Below are 19,589 nucleotides of genomic sequence, written 5' to 3' on the forward strand. Positions count from 1 at the left end.
ATGAGATAATTAAATGTTAAATAAATGAAAATTTATAATACTTTGATAGCATCACTTTTTACCCAGCCAATTTTACCATCTATTAACTTAATTTTCTTCCACTCATCTACAGTGTCTAATACCTTAACTTTAGTGCCTTCGTGCAGGGTAAATATTACATCAGAATCATCAGTTGGAGCATTTTTTATTTCAATTTCGTAATTAAAAACAATTGCCTCAATGTTATTTTTTGATTGATTGTATTGAGTGAAAGTTATTGTTAATACTGTTATTAGGAGTATAAAAGATATTGTGCTAGTTGTAAAAAAGAATCTTTTTTTGTTGGGAGTATATGAAAAATAGAACATTAAAAATAAAAAAGAGGCTAAAAAAGATAACAATACTACAAAGATTGCCCATGTATTATAAGAGAATTTCTGCAGGAAATTATTATTAATCTTTTGAAAAATAGACTTAGGTAATTCTTCTATTCTATCTAATGTTAATCGTTTAGCTATAATTAAGTTGTTTTGAGCGTCTTCATTTAAAGGGTCTAGTAGTAAAGCCTTTTCATAATTATAAATTGAAGGAGCTACTTGGTTTAGCTTGTAATAAGCATTTCCTAAATTAAAGTATAATTCAGAAGAAACTTTACCAGTACTTTCTATTTGATTATACAATTCAATAGCTTCTTGGTGTTTTCCTTCTTTGTATAGTGTGTTTGCGTTTGTAAATAGTTCATTTACAGTTTGTGCTGACACAAGGTTTGTTGTAAAAAACAATAATATTACAATAATTTTTTTCATTATAACTGCTTGTCTAATTGTGTAATTACTTGTTTCGCTTTTTCGTACTCCTCTTCCATTTGTACGTTTGTAATTGGAGTGTATCGAGCAAAATCGCAATCGTTTAAAACATCTATAAAGCTTTGAATAGTTGAAGTATTAATTTGTTTATCTTTTAATAAATCAGTTATTTTTTCACTACTTATATCTGAAGTTTCCACTCCTAACTTAGCTTTTAAATAATTGTGTAAAGCTCTTTCTAGGGCTTCGTAAAAAGCTTCTTTGTTTCCTAGTTGTTTCTGTGCTTCTGATAAATACTTTTTAGCTAATTTATCTGCTTTTCTTTGTTTATTACCAATAACATCTCCATCGCGTTCTTCTTTTTTCTTGTATATAAAAATCCCTATAGGAATTAACAAGATTGGTAACAATAATAGAATATAGAATATTGTTGATTTGAAAAAGTTGTATGTTGATACTGTTTGCAAGTTACTAGAGGTTTGGATATATCTAAAGTCGTTTCCTGTAACTTTTATGTTTTGTTTAGCTACTGTTTTAGTATCTGAAGATGTAGGTAGTTCTTTACCTTCTAAAACATCAACATATAAATCTTCTGTTGTAATAGTTTGGTATACTTTCTCTTTAGGGTTGAAGTATGAAAAGCTTGTTTTTGGAATTTTGTATTTTCCTTTAAACTCAGGTACTACAGTATAGTTGTCTGTAACAGATCCTTTTAATCCACTAGAAGTTATACTAACATTTTCTTTCCTTTCTGGTTGATATACTTCTAATTCTTTAGGAGCTTCTATTTTAGGAAGTTCAAATAGTTTTAAATTCCCTTTTCCATTTACGGTTACTTTTATTTTTGCAGACTCATTTGCTTTTAAAGTAAGTTTGTTTAAAGAAACATCAAAAGAAAACTGACCAACTGCACCTGTAAAGTTTTCAGGTTTGTTTTCAAGAGGTAAAGCTTTTGCTCTAACTATTTTTTTTGCTGAAGAAAATTCTTTTCGTACTTGTTTGGTGATGACATTTCCAAAGAAATCAGCACGTCCAGTTGGTACGGCAACAATGATATCCATTTTCATTGGATCGATAGTTAATTTACCATCTTTTGTTGGAATTAATAGTGCTTTGTGTAATACAGCATAGCGATAGCGTTCTCCATTGTACTTTCCTATTTTTACTGGAGTTCCGTTTCGTTTAATTTCTTGATTCCAGAAACCATTATATTGTGGAGCTTCTGTAATTGCATTATCGTATATACCTACGTTTTCACTAAAGTACAAGCGATATTCAACATAGATGCCTTCACCTACATATGGCTGTGATTTTGAAAGTTCAGCAACTAAATGTATGTTTTGTTGTGCTATATAATTTGGGTCGTTAGGATTCTTAGGAAGATCAACGGCATTTAAAACAATAATTTTTACAGGGTTCGATTCTATTGTATTTCCGTCAATTTCAATAGTGGCAGAAGGAAGATTAAATTCTCCTTTTCTTTTGGGTTGTAAAATATATGAATACGATTGAGAAAAAGAAAGCTTACCATTTATTAACGATTGGCTAACTGATTGACTTGGCCCTCCAACAACTTTGAAGTTTTTAAAACTTGGAGCTTTAAAATTATCTGCTCCTTGTTTATTAATCGTGAATTCAACACGTAAACGCTGATTTACACCTAGTTTATTTTTACTAACTGTTGCTTTTAATGCAGATTCTTGCGCATTAATTCCTAGTGTAATAAAAAATATTATTAATGATATGTATAATTTCAACTTCATATTCATTTTCAAAAATTGTAAAAATAATTAAGATTTCAAAAATTGGAAAATTACCAATCTTTTTCTTGTTTTACTTTTCTTCCTTTTGATTTTTTAACATTCATTTTCTTTTGTGTCTTTTTCTCTTCATTATTCAAGCTTTCTAACAATTGCTTCATTTGTTCAGGAGACATTTTCCCTTGTTGAGGTTGAGGCTTTTGTTTCTTATCTTTCTTGTCATTTTTATTAGGTTTCTGATTTTGATCTTTTTTATCGTCCTTCTTATCCTTATCGTCGCCTTTTTTATCTTTATTTTTATCTTTTTGCTTGTCTTTGTCGTCTTTGTCCTTTTGATCTTTCTTATTCTGATCTTTTTTATCTTTATTCTTGTCCTTTTTGTCTTTTTGATCTTGTTGCTGCTTTTTCAAGTTCTTTTGTGCAACAGCTAAATTATAACGAGTTTCATCGTCATCAGGATTTCTTCTTAAAGCATTTTTATAGGCGTCAACAGCTTGCTGATATTGTTTTTGCTCCATCATTGCATTTCCAATATTGTGATATGCTTCTGCTTTAGCAAACTTGTCTTTTGAAGTCTTTGCTGTTACTTCAAATTGAGCAACTGCTTCTTTAAACTTTTTGCCTTGATATAAGGTGTTTCCAAAATTATAGCTAGCTTTTTCGTACTTACTGTTTTTGCCTAAAGCTTTACGGTAAGCAATTGCTGCATCATCAAATTTTTGTTTGTTATATAATTTATTTCCTTCACGTAATAAAGCCCTTGCTTCACGCTGTAGTTTTAGTGTGTCTTGTTGTGCATTGCTGTTTGTTGTTGCAATTAGCAATAGCATTAAAAATAAAATATATTGTAAACTCTTCATCTTCATTTATTTTTTTGACTCTTCGTTAAATAAGTCTACTTTCTTTACCCATTTTGTTTTTCTTTCGAAGAAAAATAAATCGATAATTAAAAACAATAAGCCTATACCTAGAAACCATTGAAATTGATCTTTGTAATCAGAAAATTGTTTTGTTTCAAATTCGCTTTTTTGCGCGTTTGCAATTATGTTTTCAATTATTTTTACTGGGTTTTCAGTTTTATTACCATCAATATATTCTCCGTTAGAAGCTTCTGCAATACCTTGTAAAACATTAGGTTTTCTTTTGGTAATTACAGTTTCTCCTTTTCTATCTTTTTTATAACCAATAAGTGCGCCATTTAATTTAATTGGTATTGGACCTCCTTTTTCTGTACCTACACCAATAGTGTATACTTTTACACCTTCATTGGATAAGTTTTGAGCAATTTGTTTTGTTTCTTCTTGATGATCTTCACCATCGGAGATAATAATTAAAAAACGATTTGTTTGTTCATCGTTATTGTAATATGTTTTGGCTAAGTTTAATGCTTCATTAATAGCAGTTCCTTGGCTTGAAACCATGTCTGGATTTGCATTTTGTAAAAACATTTTTGCAGCTGCATGATCTGTTGTAATTGGTAATAGTGGATATGAATTACCTGCATAAATAATTACACCAACTCTATCACTTCCTAGTTTATTAATAATTTTAGAAATGATTTGTTTAGATTTTTCTAATCTATTTGGAGCAATATCTTCTGCTAACATACTTTTAGATACGTCAAGAGCAAAAACTACATCGACACCTTCTCTTTTTACCGTTTTTAATTTAGTCCCCATTTTAGGGTTTACTAAAGATATGATTAGAAAAGATAATCCAATTAAAAAGAAAGTCAATTTTAAAATAGATTTGAATGTAGATGTGTTTGGAGCTATTTTAAGTAATAACTCTTTATTTGTGAATTTTTTTTGTGTTCTTTTTTTCCACCATAAAACCAACAGGAAAATAACAACTATTATAGGGATAATTGCAAAAAAATAAAAATATATTGGTTCTTCTATACGATACATTGTTTATATAAAACTTTTAAATAATGTGTTTTTTAATACGAATTCTAATAGTAAAAAGATACCTGCTAATAATACAAGTAACCTGTATTTTTCAGTATAATTATAATACTTAAATTCTTCTATTTTTGTTTTTTCAAGCTTATCTATTTCGTTATAAATAGCTTTTAATTTAGAGTTATTTGTAGCTCTGAAATACTTTCCTTCTGTTTCTTTGGCAATATGTTTAAGTAAAGATTCATCAATTTCCACTTGTTGATTTCTAAATGAAATTTTCCCAGTTCTAGGGTCTTTTGCCCAAGGAAAAGGTGCCATTCCATTAGTTCCTATTCCAATAGTATATACTTTAATGCCGTTTCCTTTTGCTAACTCTGTTGCTGTTTTAGGATCAACAAAACCTGCATTATTTACACCGTCAGTTAAAAGAATAATGATTTTACTTTTGGCTTTGCTCTCTTTTAATCTATTTACTGCAGAACCTAATCCCATACCAATGGCTGTACCACCTTCAAGTTGTCCCCATTTAATTTCAGAAATAGTTCTTTTTATAATAGACTTATCACTTGTAATAGGAGTTTGAGTAAAGCTTTCTCCAGCATATACAACTATACCAATACGATCATTAGGTCTTCTATTAACAAAATCAGTAGCAACTCGTTTAAGAGCTTCTAAACGATTAGGTTTTAAATCTTTTGCAAGCATACTTGCAGATACGTCAATTGCCATAACAATATCTATACCTCGGTTTGTTTTTGTTTTTTTACTTACAGCTACATTTCTTGGTCTAGCTAGAGCAACAATTAAACATGTTAAAGCAAGTAATCTAAAAATATATAGTGAAGGTTTAAGTTTAGGAAGTATAGAGCCTTGAGCTTTAAATCCTTTTATGCTAGAAATTGTTAAATGAGCACTGTCTTTTTTTCTAGAATAGTAATTCCAAAAAGCAAGTAAAGGAATTAATATTAGTAACCATAAAAATTCAGGGCTATGAAATTCAAAATTATTCCACTTCATCTTCTATTTCTTCTTTTTTAGGTTTTAAATTATCAATTACATTTTTAGCATCTTTACGATCTTGCTCAATTTCATTAGATAAAGGCTTAGATTTTGCAAACTTTACTAAATCCGATTCTTGTAATAACTCTTTTAATTTTTGAATTGTTTCTTTAGTCGTTTCAATTGATTTTATGTCATCAAAATCTTTTAAAGTATCTATCAATTCATCAGTTGTGCTTTCTAGTGCAGGTATTTTTAATTCTCTTTCAATATAAGCTCTAACAATACCTGTTAATTCACTGTAATATTTTTTAATATGGTTGTTTTGCCATAATAACTTATTGTCTAATTCTTGAAGTCTCTGTATAGCTTCTTCATAAGGAGGTAATGAAGGTACAACGATGGCTTCTTTTTCTTCTTTTTTCTTTTTAAATATGAAGTAATATACTAGCAATCCAATAAGAATTAATAAGGCTATAGCCCAATAAATATATCCTTTAAAGTCGTCTAGTTGGTAAGGCTCTCCTTTAATTCCTTTGATTGGGAATTTTTTAATTTTTGTTGTATCTATAGCAATTGTGGCAACATTAATAAGTAAGCTATCAGTTAAATATGCTTGGTTCTTTATAAAAATTTGTTGCTGAGGAATATAAAATGCACCACTATCAAAACCTGTTAAAATATATTTTTGAACAAGTTTATTCTTAATAGTATCAATCTTTAAAGTATCAATAACTTCTAAGCCTTTTAAATTATTCAATTTAGGAATAATTACATTTTCAGTTTCATCAACTGAAATTTTGTATTGAAATTGCTCTCCAATTTTAATATTGGTAGTGTCAACTTCAACATGTATTTTGTTAGATTGTGAAAATCCAACAGAACATATAAGCAAGAAGATGTAAAATATATTTTTTCTCATTTTATACTGTCTTTTTAAAGTAGACAATTATCCTTTTCGTTTAAAATAACCTAATAATTTTTTTACATAGCTTTCATCAACACGTGTGCTAATTGTTCCAGATCCACTTTTCTTAAAAGTGGTTTCGAAATAATCAGTTAAACGTAATGCATTCGCTTTATATTGATTTCTTACAGATGATGAACTCGTATTTACTAATTGTGTTTTTCCTGTTTCAGCATCTACCATTGGTACCATACCTAAATTAGGAATTTCCTCATCAGATCTATCATATACACGTATGCCAGTAACATCATGTTTATTACCAACAATTTTTAATGTACGTTCATAATTATCATCCATAAAATCTGAAAGCATAAAAACAATAGCTTTCTTTTTCATAATATTAGACAAGAACTTTAAGGCCTCTCCAATATTTGTTTGCTTACTTTTAGGGTGAAACTCGATTAACTCTCTAATAATTCTTAAAACATGACTTTTTCCTTTTTTAGGAGGAATATATAGTTCAACTTGATCAGAAAATAAAATTAGGCCAACCTTGTCGTTGTTTTGTATTGCAGAAAAAGCTAGAGTTGCAGCAATTTCTGTAATAGTATCTTTTTTAAATTGATTTGTAGTACCAAAAAATTCCGAACCTGAAATATCAACAACAAGCATCATTGTTAATTCACGCTCTTCTTCAAAAACTTTAATATAAGGTTCGTTATAACGAGCGGTTACGTTCCAGTCAATAGCTCTAATATCATCTCCATATTGGTATTGACGTACTTCAGAGAAGGTCATACCACGACCTTTAAAGGTCGAGTGGTATTCTCCTCCGAATATATGATTAGACAACCGACGTGTCTTAATTTCTATTTTCCGAACTTTTTTTAGTAATTCTTTTGTGTCCATTTAATTTAACCAAGCTTCTGGTAATGGCGGTAAATCCATCTCAGTATACTCAGCATCTTGTTTAATTGCTAATAAAGGTGCCTTTTGTATTGATAAATTCACATTGTTTTTCTTACCAATTTCTTTAATAACTTCGTCTAGTCTCCGTTGTTGACATAGTACTAAACTGTTCATCTTAACATTAGATTCAGTCTGTAAGTCAAAACAGTCTACAAAAAAACTAGGGGAGTCGTCTTTGTAAACAATGGCTTCAGTACTTTTTCTTCTGTTTAATTCTAAAATTTTTTTTGTTCCATTTAACGTTTTGTACGTTGTTAATTTAAATCTCATAATAGCTTGTTTAAGGGGGTAAAACTTTTGCTTAGTTGAGTTGTCGTTAAGGTTTAATTATTATTTTCTAGGTGTTTTTTGATTAAGGTACCTGAACCTCATTTATGATTGAATTAATAATATCTAATGATGTGATGTTTTCAGCTTCAGCTTCATATGTAATTCCAATTCTATGACGTAATACATCATTTACTATGGCTCTAACGTCTTCTGGTATTACATAGCCTCTTCGTTTAATAAAAGCATAGCATTTTGCTGCTTTAGCTAAGGCAATACTACCACGAGGAGAAGAACCAAAGCTAATTAAAGGCTGTAATTTTTCTAAATTATATTTTTCAGGGTAACGGGTAGCGAAAATAATATCAAGAATATACTTCTCAATTTTTTCATCCATATATACTTCGTTAACAACTTGTCGAGCTTTTATAATTTGTTCGACAGAAACAACTGGATTTACTTTACCAAAACTTCCATTTAAGTTTTGGCGCATAATTAATTGTTCGTCTTCAAGCTTCGGGTAATCAATAACAGTTTTTAACATAAAACGGTCTACCTGAGCCTCAGGAAGAGGGTATGTACCTTCTTGTTCAACAGGATTTTGAGTGGCCATTACTAAAAAAGGTTCTTGTAACTTGAAAGTTTCATCACCAATAGTAATTTGTCGCTCTTGCATTGCTTCTAATAAAGCAGATTGCACTTTAGCTGGAGCACGATTAATTTCATCTGCTAACACGAAGTTTGCGAAAATTGGTCCCTTTTTAATTACAAAGTCACTTTCTTTTACATTGTAAATCATGGTACCTACAATGTCAGCAGGTAATAAATCGGGAGTAAACTGAACACGGCTAAAACTTGCTTGAATAGCTTTAGATAGTGTGTTGATTGCTAGTGTTTTTGCTAGCCCTGGAACACCTTCTAATAGAATGTGTCCGTTACCAAGAAGTCCAATGAGTAATCGTTCAACCATATATTTTTGACCAACGATAACTTTACCCATTTCATTTGTTAGTAAATCAACAAAAGCACTTTCTCTTTCTATTTTTTCATTAATAGCTCTTACATCTATGTCCATATTAATTGAAATATATATTTGAATTTTTGTGAAACAAAGCTACAATAATAAGAAAATAACAGCTGTTAAAGTAAGGTTAAAGCAAAAAAAGGTTTATTCAATGATTATTAACTTGATTGATGTAATTAATGTTAAAAAAGTTAATTTTATAAAAATAAAATATTAAAAATGTTATTTATTTAAATAAAAGACTGAAAAACATTGTTTTTTGTGTGTATAATTTAAATATTTGTAGACTAATTAAATTTAAACAATAGTTCATGAAAAAAAACTCACTATTCAAAAAAATTCTATTTTTTAGTTTATTTTTTGTAACAATTTCTATGACAGCACAAACTGTTAAAGGACTGGTCGTTGATGAAAACAAAGAGCCATTACCTTTCTTTAATGTGCTTGAGAAAGGGACCACTAACGGTGTAACAACCGATGACAAAGGAGAATTTTCAATTAATGTAAAGAAAATTCCTACAACACTAATAGTTTCTTCTATTGGATTTAAAACAGTAGAAAAACTAATTAATTCAACTAAATATGTTACTATTGAAGTAAAGGAAGTTAGTGAAAATTTAGACGAAGTAGTCTTGGTAGGATCAAGAAACAAATCAAGAACAGCGATAGATACCCCCGTACCCGTAGACATTATTGATGTAGCTGAATTAACAGCAACATCACCACAAGTTAATTTAAATCAAATTTTAAATTACGTAGCTCCTTCTTTTTCGTCAAATACACAAACAATTTCCGATGGTACAGATCATATAGATCCAGCCTCTCTAAGAGGATTAGGTCCAGATCAAGTATTGGTGTTAATTAATGGTAAAAGAAGACATACATCTTCATTAGTAAATGTAAATGGAACATTTGGTAGAGGAAGTGTAGGTACAGATTTAAATGCAATACCAGCAGCTGCAATTAAAAGAATAGAAGTATTAAGAGACGGTGCTGCCGCTCAATATGGTTCAGATGCAATTGCAGGGGTAATTAACATTGTCCTTAATAGTAAAACAAATGAATTAAATTTAGCTGTTACTTCTGGAGCTCATGTTTCAAAAAATTCAGACAAGCAAACTGGAGGAATTGATGGTGAAAGTGTAAATGTATCTGCTAATTATGGAATTGATTTAGGAGAGAACGGTGGTTTTATAAACTTTACTGGAGACTTCGATTTTAGAAATCCTTATAACCGTATGAAGTCATACGAAGGAACTATTTTCAATGCATATAATTCTATAGAATGGGTAGCTAATAATTCAGGATTAGATCTTGCTAACTTATCTTTATCAGATATTCAATTTGCAGCTCAAGGAGTTACACATTTCGATTTAGCTACTAAAAGCGCTATTAATAATGCAGCAACAACACAAGACTTACAAGGATTGTTAAATTTTGACACTACAGAATCTGAATTAGCTGTTCGTGGTTTAGATAGAACAGATTTTACAATGAGAGTAGGGCAATCTGCACTTAGAGGAGGTCGTTTCTTTGCAAATATGTCATTGCCATTAAATGACAATGGAACAGAATTATACTCATTTGCAGGTATTAGTTCAAGAATAGGAAATTCAGCAGGTTTTTACCGTTTACCTAATCAGTCAAGAACATACACTCCATTTTATATCAATGGTTTTTTACCAGAAATTAATTCAAAAATAAGCGACATGTCTTTTGCTTTAGGAATTAAAGGTAAAATTAAAGATTGGGATGTAGATTTAAGTAATACATGGGGTAGAAATGCTTTCTTATTTGAAATATCAAATACTTCAAATGCTTCAATGTTAAATAACTCGCCAACTCGTTTTGATGCAGGTGGTTTCTCTTTTTCTCAAAACACAACAAATTTAGATTTATCTAATAATTATAAAGATATTTTTGAAGGATTAAATGTAGCTTTTGGAGCAGAATTTAGAAAAGAATTGTATGAAATTGTAGCAGGAGAAGAAGAGTCGTACACACAATACGATGCTAATGGATTACCTGTAACAGGAAATACAAACGCAACAGTAGATTTCTTTGGAAATACAAGACCAGGAGGCGCACAAGTTTTTCCAGGTTTCAATGCTAAAAACGAATTGTCAAGAGACCGTAGTAGTTTTGCTGCATATACAGATCTTGAAGCAGATTTAACAGATAAATTATTAATTGGAATCGCTGGTCGTTTTGAAAACTACAGTGATTTTGGTTCAACTTTTAATTATAAACTTTCAGGTCGTTATAAGGTTAATGAAAATTTTAATATTAGATCAGCTTTTAATACAGGATTTAGAGCTCCATCATTACATCAATTAAATTTTAGTACTACATCGACGCTATTTGGACAGAATGGAAATCCAGAAGAAGTTGGTACTTTTTCAAATGATAGTAGAGTTGCACAATTATTAGGTATACCTAAATTAAAACAAGAGGAATCTGCAAGTATAAGTTTAGGTTTTACTGCTAAAATTCCTTCAGCAAACTTAAAAATAACAGTAGATGGTTACTGGGTAGGTATTGAAGATAGAGTAGTTTATACTGGGCAGTTTAGAACAAATGATACTAATACGAATCCTAATGATGATTCAGATTCAGAATTTGGTAAGTTACTTAAAGAAGCAAATGCTACAGCAGCATCATTTTTTGCTAATGCTATAGATACGGAATCGAAAGGAATTGATATTGTAGTAACGCATAAAACAGCATTGAATGAGAAAATGAGTTTAAAATCGGACTTATCAGCTACATTTTCAAAAACAAATCAAGTAGATGATATTCACAGTTCAGAACAAATAGCGAATGCAGGTTTAATAGATACTTATTTTCCAGAGGATAGTAGAGTGTATTTAGAAGAGGCAGTGCCAAGAACTAAAGTGAATTTATCAAATACATTAAAAACAGATAAATTTAATGTGTTTTTAAGAAATGTATATTTTGGTGAAGTAACTGAGGCAACTACAAATGTAAATAGACAACAAGTTTTTAGTGGTAAGGTGGTTACAGATCTTTCTGTTGGATTTAAAGCAACAAAAGAATTAACATTTACTGTAGGTGCTAACAATATTTTGGATGTATATCCAGATAGAGCAGCACAAGCTTTAGGAGATGGAGGAAACAACCGAAGTAGTGGGCGTTTTGATTGGTCGCGTAGAGCACAACAGTTTGGTATAGGTGGTAGATTTTTATTTGCCCGTTTAAGCTTTGTTATTAAATAATATAATTTGCAGAAAAAATGAAAAAAATAAAATTATCTATATATACATTGTTACTTTCATTAGCATTAGTTTCTTGTGAAAGTGAAACAACAAACCTTGTTGAAGGAGTTGCTACTCCTACCGAACAAGTTGTTATTGAATTTAGTGATACTAACTTAAAAACAGATGTACTTGAAAATGGTGGGACAGCTACATATCAAGTAAGTTTGTCAAAACCATTACCTGTTGACGGTGTAGTAGTTTTTGATATTAGTTCATCAGATGGTTCTATAGAATCGACAGCTGGTGTAGGTGAAGTATCGCATAATGAGGTGAAAATACCAGCAGGAGAAACATCAGTAAGTGTTACGTTTACATTTACAGATGATACTGTTTCTGATGCTGAAGAAATTTATAATGTTTCAATTAAAAACCTTAATGTTTCTGAAACTCTTATAAAACACTTTATTACATTAAATGAAAAAAGTGGTGCAAGAACTATTAATGTATATGATACATTGCCTTTAGTGGTAGAAGCGCCTTTAGGAGATGCAGATATTGTATTGAATTGGCCAGGTTCTGAAGACTTGGATTTATACTTAAGGTCTGAAGCAAAAATAACTTCTACGGTAATTGCTAATAGTTGGTATTCTCAACCAGAGTCGGTTACAATTACACAAGCATTAGCAGATGGAGATTATTTTTTAGGGTTAGATAACTATAATGTTGCAACTCCATATAGTATTCCATGTACTTTAGCTATTAATTTTGCTGGAGGAAAGAGTGAAGTGCTTTTAACTAGTTTAGATACGGTTGCAACAGCGGCTGCAAATGGAGAGCCTGATATTTGGTATAAGATTAATAAAACAACCAATGGCAATAAAGTAGTTTATACAATAATTAAATTAAGCTAATTAAAATGAAATATATATATAAAATAAGCTCTTTATTAATTTGTGCAATTCTTTTATTGAGTTCTTGTGCAGTTAATGATGACGACGCAATAGTTGTGAAGTCAATGACAGATGTCATAGCTAAAACAGAAGCAAAGATTAAACGTATAATGACAACAGATACAAGTTATGATGCGGTAATTTCTTTTTCTAATCCTGTAACTAGTTTGGCTAGGTTAACGTATACGTTAGATGGAGAAGAAATGTCTATAGATGCAACTCAAGGAAGTCAAAGTGTAACAATTTCTGTTGATATGTCAGCAGCCGATGTGTATGTTAGGACAATAAAATTGGTAGATTTAAAAATCATAAATGCTAATATAGATGCAGTAAAACCAGAAGTTTCTCAAGACTTTAATGAATTAAAAATAGTTAAAGGAGAAAATACAGTGGTATTTACTTTTACTTGGGGAGATGATAGTGATTTAGATTGTGGAACAATTACTAAAACTCCCGCAGTAGCAGGAATAAATCTTTCAACAAGTACAACATCAACTACAGAAGTAGCGGTTTTACCTGATAATGTAGCAGATGGAGAATATTTCTTTGCTATTTTACCTTGGACGGTTAATAACAATTCAATTGAATGTTATGTTAATGTACTTAATGGTACAACGGAGACTGATTATACAGGTAATTTAGTAGGTGCAACACCAGGAGGATTTTTTGGGTACACAACTGTTGAAGATTTTATAAAAATAACAAAATCAACAGATGGGGTTACTGGAGAAGTAACTATCAATTTAGAGCAAGTATTATTTTAATAAAATAACTATGTTCTCATTAAGAAGTCGCCTATTTTTAGGCGGCTTTTTCATTTTAAATAAGGAAGGTTTTATCAGTATACTGACTGTTGAATTGTTTATTTTTATTTAATATGATTATTCATTTTGATATTTTTATCTAAAAAATATAATGTTTTATGAAATAAAATGACACTAACTTTTTGAAGGTGTTTTCACTCTTTAACTGTTTGTTTATGTGGTTTTTAAATTATTTTTAAGTATTATTGTTATAACTAACTATATAAATTTTTAACTATGAATTTAAAATCAACACTATTTGTATTGAGCTTCTTTTTAACCACAATAGTGGTTTTTGCTCAGCAAATTAATGGTAAAGTTATTGATGAAAATGGACAACCATTACCATTTGTAAATGTTCTAGAAAAAAATACTACAAATGGAACTAGTACGAACGATCAAGGGGAATTTGAACTCAGTGTAAAAAATATTCCTGTTACATTAGTTTTTTCTTCTGTAGGGTATACTACTTTAGAAAAAACTGTATATAAAGGAACATCTATTACAATAGTTTTAAAAGAGGACAATGTTTTAGATGAGGTAGTATTAACAGGTAATAGGGCGAAACCTAGAACAATATTAGATTCAGCAGTTCCTATAGATAATATAAGTGTAAAAGAGTTGCAAGCAACGGGTCAAACGAGTATTGATCAAATGTTAAATTTTGCAGTACCTTCTTATAATGCAAGTAATCAAACAGTTTCTGATGCAACAGCACATTTTGACCCGGCAGATTTACGCGGATTAGGGCCAAGTAGAACATTAGTTTTAGTTAATGGAAAACGTAAGAATCAAAGTGCTTTAGTGTATGTAAATGACACACCAGGTAAAGGAGAAGTTGGTGTAGATATGAAAAGTATTCCAACAGCAGCAATAGAGCGTGTAGAAGTTTTAAGAGATGGAGCATCTGCTCAATATGGTTCAGATGCAGTAGCTGGAGTTGTAAATATAATTTTAAAGAAAAATATATCCTTTACTGAAGTAAATGTTAGTTCAGGAGTTACATCAAGAGGAGATGGTTTTAATGGAGCAGCAGATGTAAATCATACATTTACTTTTAATGAAGGAGGTTTTGTAAATACAACTTTAGGGTTAAATTATCAAGATTTTACAAATAGAGCAGGAGAGCCAGGAAAAGATGATTTATTTGGAGTTGATAATCAATGGACAAAAGATAACCCAGCATTAGGAATGACAATAGGTCAACCAGAAATGAAAAAAGGAGATTTATTTGTAAATGGAGAATATCCATTAAATGATAATACTAAATTATATGCATTTGGAGGATTTAATTTGAGAAAAGGAAAGAGTTTTGCGTTATATAGAACACCATATTGGATTACAGATGATTTTGGATTGTTAACACCATCAGGTCAAACCTACAATGGATTTCAACCAACTTTTGAAACAGATATCCGAGACTTTCTGTTTACAGCAGGAAGTACATTTAAATTAGGAGCGTATAATGCAGATTTAAGTGCAAGTTATGGTAGTAATTCGGTAGATTATACTATAGGAAATACAATTAATGTGAGTTTGGGAGCAAATAGCCCAACATCCTTTAATGCAGGAGCATATGCTTTTAGTAATTTTATCGGGAATTTCGATGTCAGTCGTACTTTTGGTGATGTAAGTATTGGATTAGGACTTGAAGGACGTCAAGAACGTTTTGAAGTTACAGCAGGAGAAGAGTCTTCATATATAAATGGAGGAGCGCAATCATTTCCAGGATTACAGCCTAGTAATGCTTTAAATGAAACACGAACAAATATTGGAGGATATGGTACTTTAGATTGGGATGTTTCTGACGATTTTTTAATAGCTGGAGCAATACGTCATGAAAATTATTCTGATTTTGGAGGAAATACTTCGTGGAAAATTAGTTCAAGATATAAATTAGGAGAAGCAGGAGTATTAAGAGCTTCATATAGTACAGGTTTTAGAGCGCCTTCACTACATCAAGTATATTTAAGTAATGTACAGACATTAGTGTCAGGAAATACGATTTCAAATCAAGGAACATTTAATAATGTAAGTCAGGTAATTAAAGATTTAGGGGTTGCATCATTATTTGCAGAAACTTCAAAAAATATTTCAGCAGGATTAACAGTTAAAGCATCAAGAGATTTTACAATTTCATTTGATTATTATAATGTGCGAGTAAATGATCGAGTAGTATTTTCAGGAGAGATAGGAGCTACTGATGATAATGGGAATACAAATGCGACAGTGCAACAAATTTTAATCGACAATAGTGTAACCAGTATTAAGTTTTTTATAAATGCTGCGGATACCAAAACTGAAGGTTTTGATTATACGATGCGTCATAAAAATATTGATTTTGCAGCAGGTAAATTAGCAATAAATTTAGCTTTAAACATTAATAGAACTAAATTAGAAGGAGAAGTGAAAACACCTACGAATTTAGCGAATTATAAAAAATCTATTTTTAATAGAAAAGAGCAATCAAGAATTATAAGTGCAAGACCGAGTACAAAATTGTTATTTGGAGCAAATTATAAAATCGGAAAATTCACAACTAATTTTAACAACACTTATTTTGGTGAAGTTACATGGCAGCATGCAACAGATCCAAATAAAGATCAAACATTTAAAGGTAAAATAGTAACCGATTTATCTTTTGGGTATGATATTTCTGATAAGATTTCAGTTAATGCCCAAGTTAATAACTTATTTGATGTTTTTCCAGATGAGATTGATACAAAAGGTGATGTAGTAACTGATTTAGGAGGTCGATTTAGATATCCTTGGGAAGTAAATCAATTTGGATTTAACGGAGCAACTTTTAAAGGAGGAATAACGTTTAAGTTTTAGTAAATTAAAGAACTCATAAAAAAAGCACCTTTTAAAGGTGCTTTTTTTATGAGTTATATTCTTCTAAAAATAATTTTTGATCTTTAAAAATACCATAGGTAAAATACTTCACCCAGTCGCCAGTATTTATGTACTGACTATTTTCTTGCAATTGAATTTCTAAAGGCAGATGACGATGTCCAAAAACAAAATAATCGTAATGTTTAGTTTCTAATTTACGTTTACAATACTGAACTAACCACTCTTTATCTTCGCCTAAAAATTTTGCGTCATCATCACCAGAAATCAACTTGTTTTTAACAGACATATATTGCCCTAAACGGACTCCTAAATCTGGATGAAGCCATTTAAACATCCATTGAAAAGGTTTGAAAGTGAATACTTTTTTCATTCGTTTATAGCCCTTGTCTTCTGGACCTAAACCATCACCATGACCAATTAATAGTAGTTTGCCATTGATAGTGAATTCTTGTGGCGTATGATATACAGGGATATTTAATTCTTTTTCAAAATAATCAGACATCCATAAATCATGATTTCCAACAAAAAAGTAAATAGGTATTCCACTATCTTTAATTTCAGCAAGCTTTCCTAAAACACGAACAAATCCTTTAGGAACTACTGTTTTGTATTCAAACCAAAAGTCAAATAAATCGCCTAATAAAAAAATAGCCTCTGCATCTTTTTTAACTTCATTTAACCAGCATACAAATTTTTGTTCGCGAGGAAAACTAGCTTCAGGTGTTGGAGCTCCTAAATGTTGATCGGAAGCAAAATAAACCTTTTTATTATCAGAAGTGTTGATTGAAATCAAATTGAAATTTTTTGTAAAAATAAGTATTTTAAGCAAAGTCTGTACAATCAAATTTTAGCTACATTTGTTTAAACATCCATATAATACATAAATATGAATCCGTTTGAAGACACCTACTTTATGAAAAAAGCTTTACAAGAAGCAGAAATTGCTTTTGATAAAGGTGAAGTTCCAGTGGGCGCTGTTATTGTTTTTAAAGATCAAATAATAGCAAGAGCACATAATTTAACAGAATTGTTAAATGATGTTACTGCACATGCAGAAATGCAAGCTTTTACTGCTGCTGCGGATTTCCTTGGAGGGAAGTATTTAAAAGAATGTACATTATATGTTACTTTAGAGCCTTGTCAGATGTGTGCAGGAGCAAGTTATTGGACTCAAATAGGTAAAATTGTATATGGGGCAAGCGAACCTAAATTAGGTTTTAGTGTATTGCAAACAAAATTGCATCCTAAAACAAATGTAATTTCTGGAATTTTAGAAGAAGAATGTGGTTTCTTACTGAAGAAGTTTTTTATTGAAAAGCGAAACTTAAACTAAAAAAGAGTCTGTTGTTTACTACCACTTTCGTGTTCTAATAACCATTTTTTACGCCAAACACCACCAGCATAACCTGTTAAAGAGCCATCAGAACCAATAACTCTATGGCAAGGAATAACAATCCAAATAGGATTTTTTCCATTAGCAGAAGCTACTGCACGAATTGCTTTTGGGTCACCAATTTGTTTAGTTTGCTGTAAGTAAGTTCTGCTTTTTCCAAACGAAATATTTAATAATTCCTTCCAAACAGATTGTTGAAATTCTGTACCTTGAGGGTTTAATTTTAAATCAAATTCTTTTCTTTTTCCTGAAAAATATTCATCTAGTTGAGCTACACAGTTTTGTAAAGAAGATGGGGTTTCTGTTGAGGTTTCTATAGTATCATCTATAACAGAAATTGACTGAATTCCGTTTTCATCGCCAACAATTTTTGCTGTACCTATTGGTGTTTTATAATATGCGGTTTGTAAATTAGACACTAAAAATTTCTTTAGAATTCTGAGTTGTAATTTCGGAAATTTCATCGAAAGTTAATCCATAAATGTCAACCAGTTTATCAACAACGTTTGTTATATAACTACTTTCATTGCGCTTTCCTCTGTAAGGAGTTGGAGCCAAATAAGGAGAATCAGTTTCTAGTACAATATTCTTAATTTCAATTTCATTCAAAAATTTATCAATTTTTCCATTTTTAAATGTTGCTACACCACCAATCCCTAGTTTCATATTATATGAAATAGCTTTTTTAGCTTGTTCTAAAGTGCCCGTAAAACAGTGGAAAATTCCGAATAAATCGTCACTTTTTTCGCTTTCTAATACTTCAAAAATTTCATCAAAAGCATCACGGCAGTGAATTACAATAGGTAATTTTTTTTCTTTTGCCCATTGTATTTGTGTCCTAAAAGCTTCTTGTTGTTGTTTTAGGAAGGATTTATCCCAGTATAGATCAATTCCAATTTCACCAATAGCATAAAAATTACGTTTATCTAGCCATTCTTTTACGTGAGCTAATTCTTCCTTATAGTTTTCTTTAACAGATGTTGGATGTAGACCCATCATTAAAAACACATCGTTAGGATAATTATTTTCTAAATCCAACATTCTTTCTGTGTAAGAACTGTCAATAGCAGGGATAAAGAAACGAGATATACCAGCGTCTTTTGCGCGTTGTATCATTTCATTTCTATCTTCATCAAATTGTTCTGAATATAAATGGGTGTGAGTATCTGTAATCATAACTTGTTAAAGGCTTTTGAATGCTCTTAAGGTGATATTGTATTATTGTATCTTAGTGGCGACAAAAGTACGAGAAATGGCAAGTTTGAAAAAAGTATTAAGGAAAAAGAAATATATTAAAATAAAGCTTAAAAAGATTATCACAAATCATTTAGAGTTAGATGCTGAAATTAATGGGATAAAAGGAAAGTTTATTCTAGATACAGGAGCTTCTAATTCTTGTGTAGGAATAGATTTAATAGAGCATTTCAAGCTAATTTCTGAAGAAAGCGAAATAAAAGCAGCTGGAGCGGGGGCTACCGATATGGAAACTCAAAAATCGGATAATAATTCGTTGAAAATAGGGAAGTGGAAAACCAATCAATGTAATTTAGTTTTGTTTGATCTTACCCATGTAAATACAGCTTTAACGCAACATGATGCTGAGAAAGTTGATGGAATTATTGGCGCAGATATTTTAGAAGCTGGAAAGGCTTTTATTGATTATGATAAAAAAGTATTGTACTTAAGAAAATTAAAGAAAAAGAAGCGAAAAAAATTAATTAGAGTTCCGTTTTAAACTATTTTTTCTGTTAAAA

Annotated in this window: 18 protein-coding genes; 6 read left to right on the forward strand and 12 right to left on the reverse strand. The window is 30.5% G+C overall.

The features are described from left to right. Window positions 1-32: 32 nt before the first annotated feature. From Q0881_RS02850 to Q0881_RS02890, 9 genes are all read right to left on the reverse strand, one after another. Window positions 33-785, reverse strand: a complete 753-nt coding sequence (locus tag Q0881_RS02850; protein WP_299156770.1) for a tetratricopeptide repeat protein — start codon at window positions 783-785, stop codon at window positions 33-35. Further along, window positions 785-2,548: a BatD family protein gene (locus Q0881_RS02855; protein ID WP_299156772.1), complete on the reverse strand. Its 1,764-nt coding sequence runs from the start codon at window positions 2,546-2,548 to the stop codon at window positions 785-787. The genes Q0881_RS02850 and Q0881_RS02855 overlap by 1 nt, the downstream gene beginning before the upstream one ends. A gap of 50 nt (window positions 2,549-2,598) precedes the next feature. Further along, a complete protein-coding gene (locus tag Q0881_RS02860; RefSeq protein ID WP_299156774.1) occupies window positions 2,599-3,405 on the reverse strand; it encodes a tetratricopeptide repeat protein in 807 nt (268 codons plus the stop codon). Between the two features lie 6 nt (window positions 3,406-3,411). Beyond that, window positions 3,412-4,455 (reverse strand): VWA domain-containing protein, encoded by a 1,044-nt coding sequence (locus Q0881_RS02865; RefSeq protein ID WP_299156776.1) that lies wholly within the window; start codon window positions 4,453-4,455, stop codon window positions 3,412-3,414. 3 nt (window positions 4,456-4,458) lie between these two features. Further along, window positions 4,459-5,466 carry a VWA domain-containing protein gene (locus tag Q0881_RS02870; protein ID WP_299156778.1) on the reverse strand — a complete coding sequence of 336 codons (1,008 nt, stop codon included), beginning with the start codon at window positions 5,464-5,466 and terminating at the stop codon, window positions 4,459-4,461. Further along, window positions 5,453-6,370, reverse strand: a complete 918-nt coding sequence (locus tag Q0881_RS02875) for a BatD family protein (RefSeq protein ID WP_299156779.1) — start codon at window positions 6,368-6,370, stop codon at window positions 5,453-5,455. Before Q0881_RS02875 ends, Q0881_RS02870 begins: the two co-directional genes overlap by 14 nt. Window positions 6,371-6,397: 27 nt before the next feature. Then, on the reverse strand, window positions 6,398-7,264 hold the full coding sequence (locus tag Q0881_RS02880) for a DUF58 domain-containing protein (protein WP_299156781.1): 867 nt from the start codon (window positions 7,262-7,264) through the stop codon (window positions 6,398-6,400). Next, a complete protein-coding gene (locus tag Q0881_RS02885; protein ID WP_299156783.1) occupies window positions 7,265-7,594 on the reverse strand; it encodes a hypothetical protein in 330 nt (109 codons plus the stop codon). 82 nt (window positions 7,595-7,676) lie between these two features. Beyond that, complete coding sequence (locus tag Q0881_RS02890; protein WP_299156785.1) at window positions 7,677-8,666, reverse strand: MoxR family ATPase; 990 nt, start codon at window positions 8,664-8,666, stop codon at window positions 7,677-7,679. A gap of 260 nt (window positions 8,667-8,926) precedes the next feature. Here Q0881_RS02890 and Q0881_RS02895 point away from each other — a divergent pair, with 260 nt between their 5' ends. The 4 genes from Q0881_RS02895 to Q0881_RS02910 all read left to right on the forward strand — a co-directional run bounded on the left by Q0881_RS02895 (window position 8,927) and on the right by Q0881_RS02910 (window position 16,421). Continuing rightward, on the forward strand, window positions 8,927-11,851 hold the full coding sequence (locus tag Q0881_RS02895; protein WP_299156787.1) for a TonB-dependent receptor: 2,925 nt from the start codon (window positions 8,927-8,929) through the stop codon (window positions 11,849-11,851). Between the two features lie 17 nt (window positions 11,852-11,868). Beyond that, window positions 11,869-12,744, forward strand: coding sequence for a hypothetical protein (locus Q0881_RS02900; RefSeq protein WP_299156789.1), 876 nt, complete (start codon window positions 11,869-11,871; stop codon window positions 12,742-12,744). Between the two features lie 5 nt (window positions 12,745-12,749). Beyond that, window positions 12,750-13,547 carry a hypothetical protein gene (locus tag Q0881_RS02905; protein ID WP_299156791.1) on the forward strand — a complete coding sequence of 266 codons (798 nt, stop codon included), beginning with the start codon at window positions 12,750-12,752 and terminating at the stop codon, window positions 13,545-13,547. Between the two features lie 276 nt (window positions 13,548-13,823). Further along, window positions 13,824-16,421, forward strand: a complete 2,598-nt coding sequence (locus tag Q0881_RS02910) for a TonB-dependent receptor (protein ID WP_299156793.1) — start codon at window positions 13,824-13,826, stop codon at window positions 16,419-16,421. Window positions 16,422-16,467: 46 nt separating this feature from the next. On the opposite strand, the gene Q0881_RS02915 is transcribed toward Q0881_RS02910, so the two are convergent. After that, complete coding sequence (locus Q0881_RS02915; protein WP_299156795.1) at window positions 16,468-17,235, reverse strand: UDP-2,3-diacylglucosamine diphosphatase; 768 nt, start codon at window positions 17,233-17,235, stop codon at window positions 16,468-16,470. Between the two features lie 93 nt (window positions 17,236-17,328). Here Q0881_RS02915 and Q0881_RS02920 point away from each other — a divergent pair, with 93 nt between their 5' ends. Continuing rightward, window positions 17,329-17,775 (forward strand): nucleoside deaminase, encoded by a 447-nt coding sequence (locus tag Q0881_RS02920; RefSeq protein WP_366139553.1) that lies wholly within the window; start codon window positions 17,329-17,331, stop codon window positions 17,773-17,775. Here Q0881_RS02920 and Q0881_RS02925 read toward each other — a convergent pair. Together Q0881_RS02925 and Q0881_RS02930 are read right to left on the reverse strand one after the other, a co-directional pair. Further along, window positions 17,772-18,254, reverse strand: a complete 483-nt coding sequence (locus Q0881_RS02925) for a methylated-DNA--[protein]-cysteine S-methyltransferase (protein WP_299156799.1) — start codon at window positions 18,252-18,254, stop codon at window positions 17,772-17,774. The genes Q0881_RS02920 and Q0881_RS02925 overlap by 4 nt on opposite strands. Then, window positions 18,247-19,011, reverse strand: coding sequence for a TatD family hydrolase (locus Q0881_RS02930; protein WP_299156801.1), 765 nt, complete (start codon window positions 19,009-19,011; stop codon window positions 18,247-18,249). Before Q0881_RS02930 ends, Q0881_RS02925 begins: the two co-directional genes overlap by 8 nt. Window positions 19,012-19,087: 76 nt before the next feature. Between Q0881_RS02930 and Q0881_RS02935 the strand changes: the two genes are divergently transcribed. Then, window positions 19,088-19,570: a retropepsin-like aspartic protease gene (locus Q0881_RS02935; protein ID WP_299156803.1), complete on the forward strand. Its 483-nt coding sequence runs from the start codon at window positions 19,088-19,090 to the stop codon at window positions 19,568-19,570. The last annotated feature ends 19 nt before the right edge of the window (window positions 19,571-19,589 follow it).

The organism is uncultured Tenacibaculum sp., assembly GCF_947494125.1.
Taxonomy (GTDB): domain Bacteria; phylum Bacteroidota; class Bacteroidia; order Flavobacteriales; family Flavobacteriaceae; genus Polaribacter.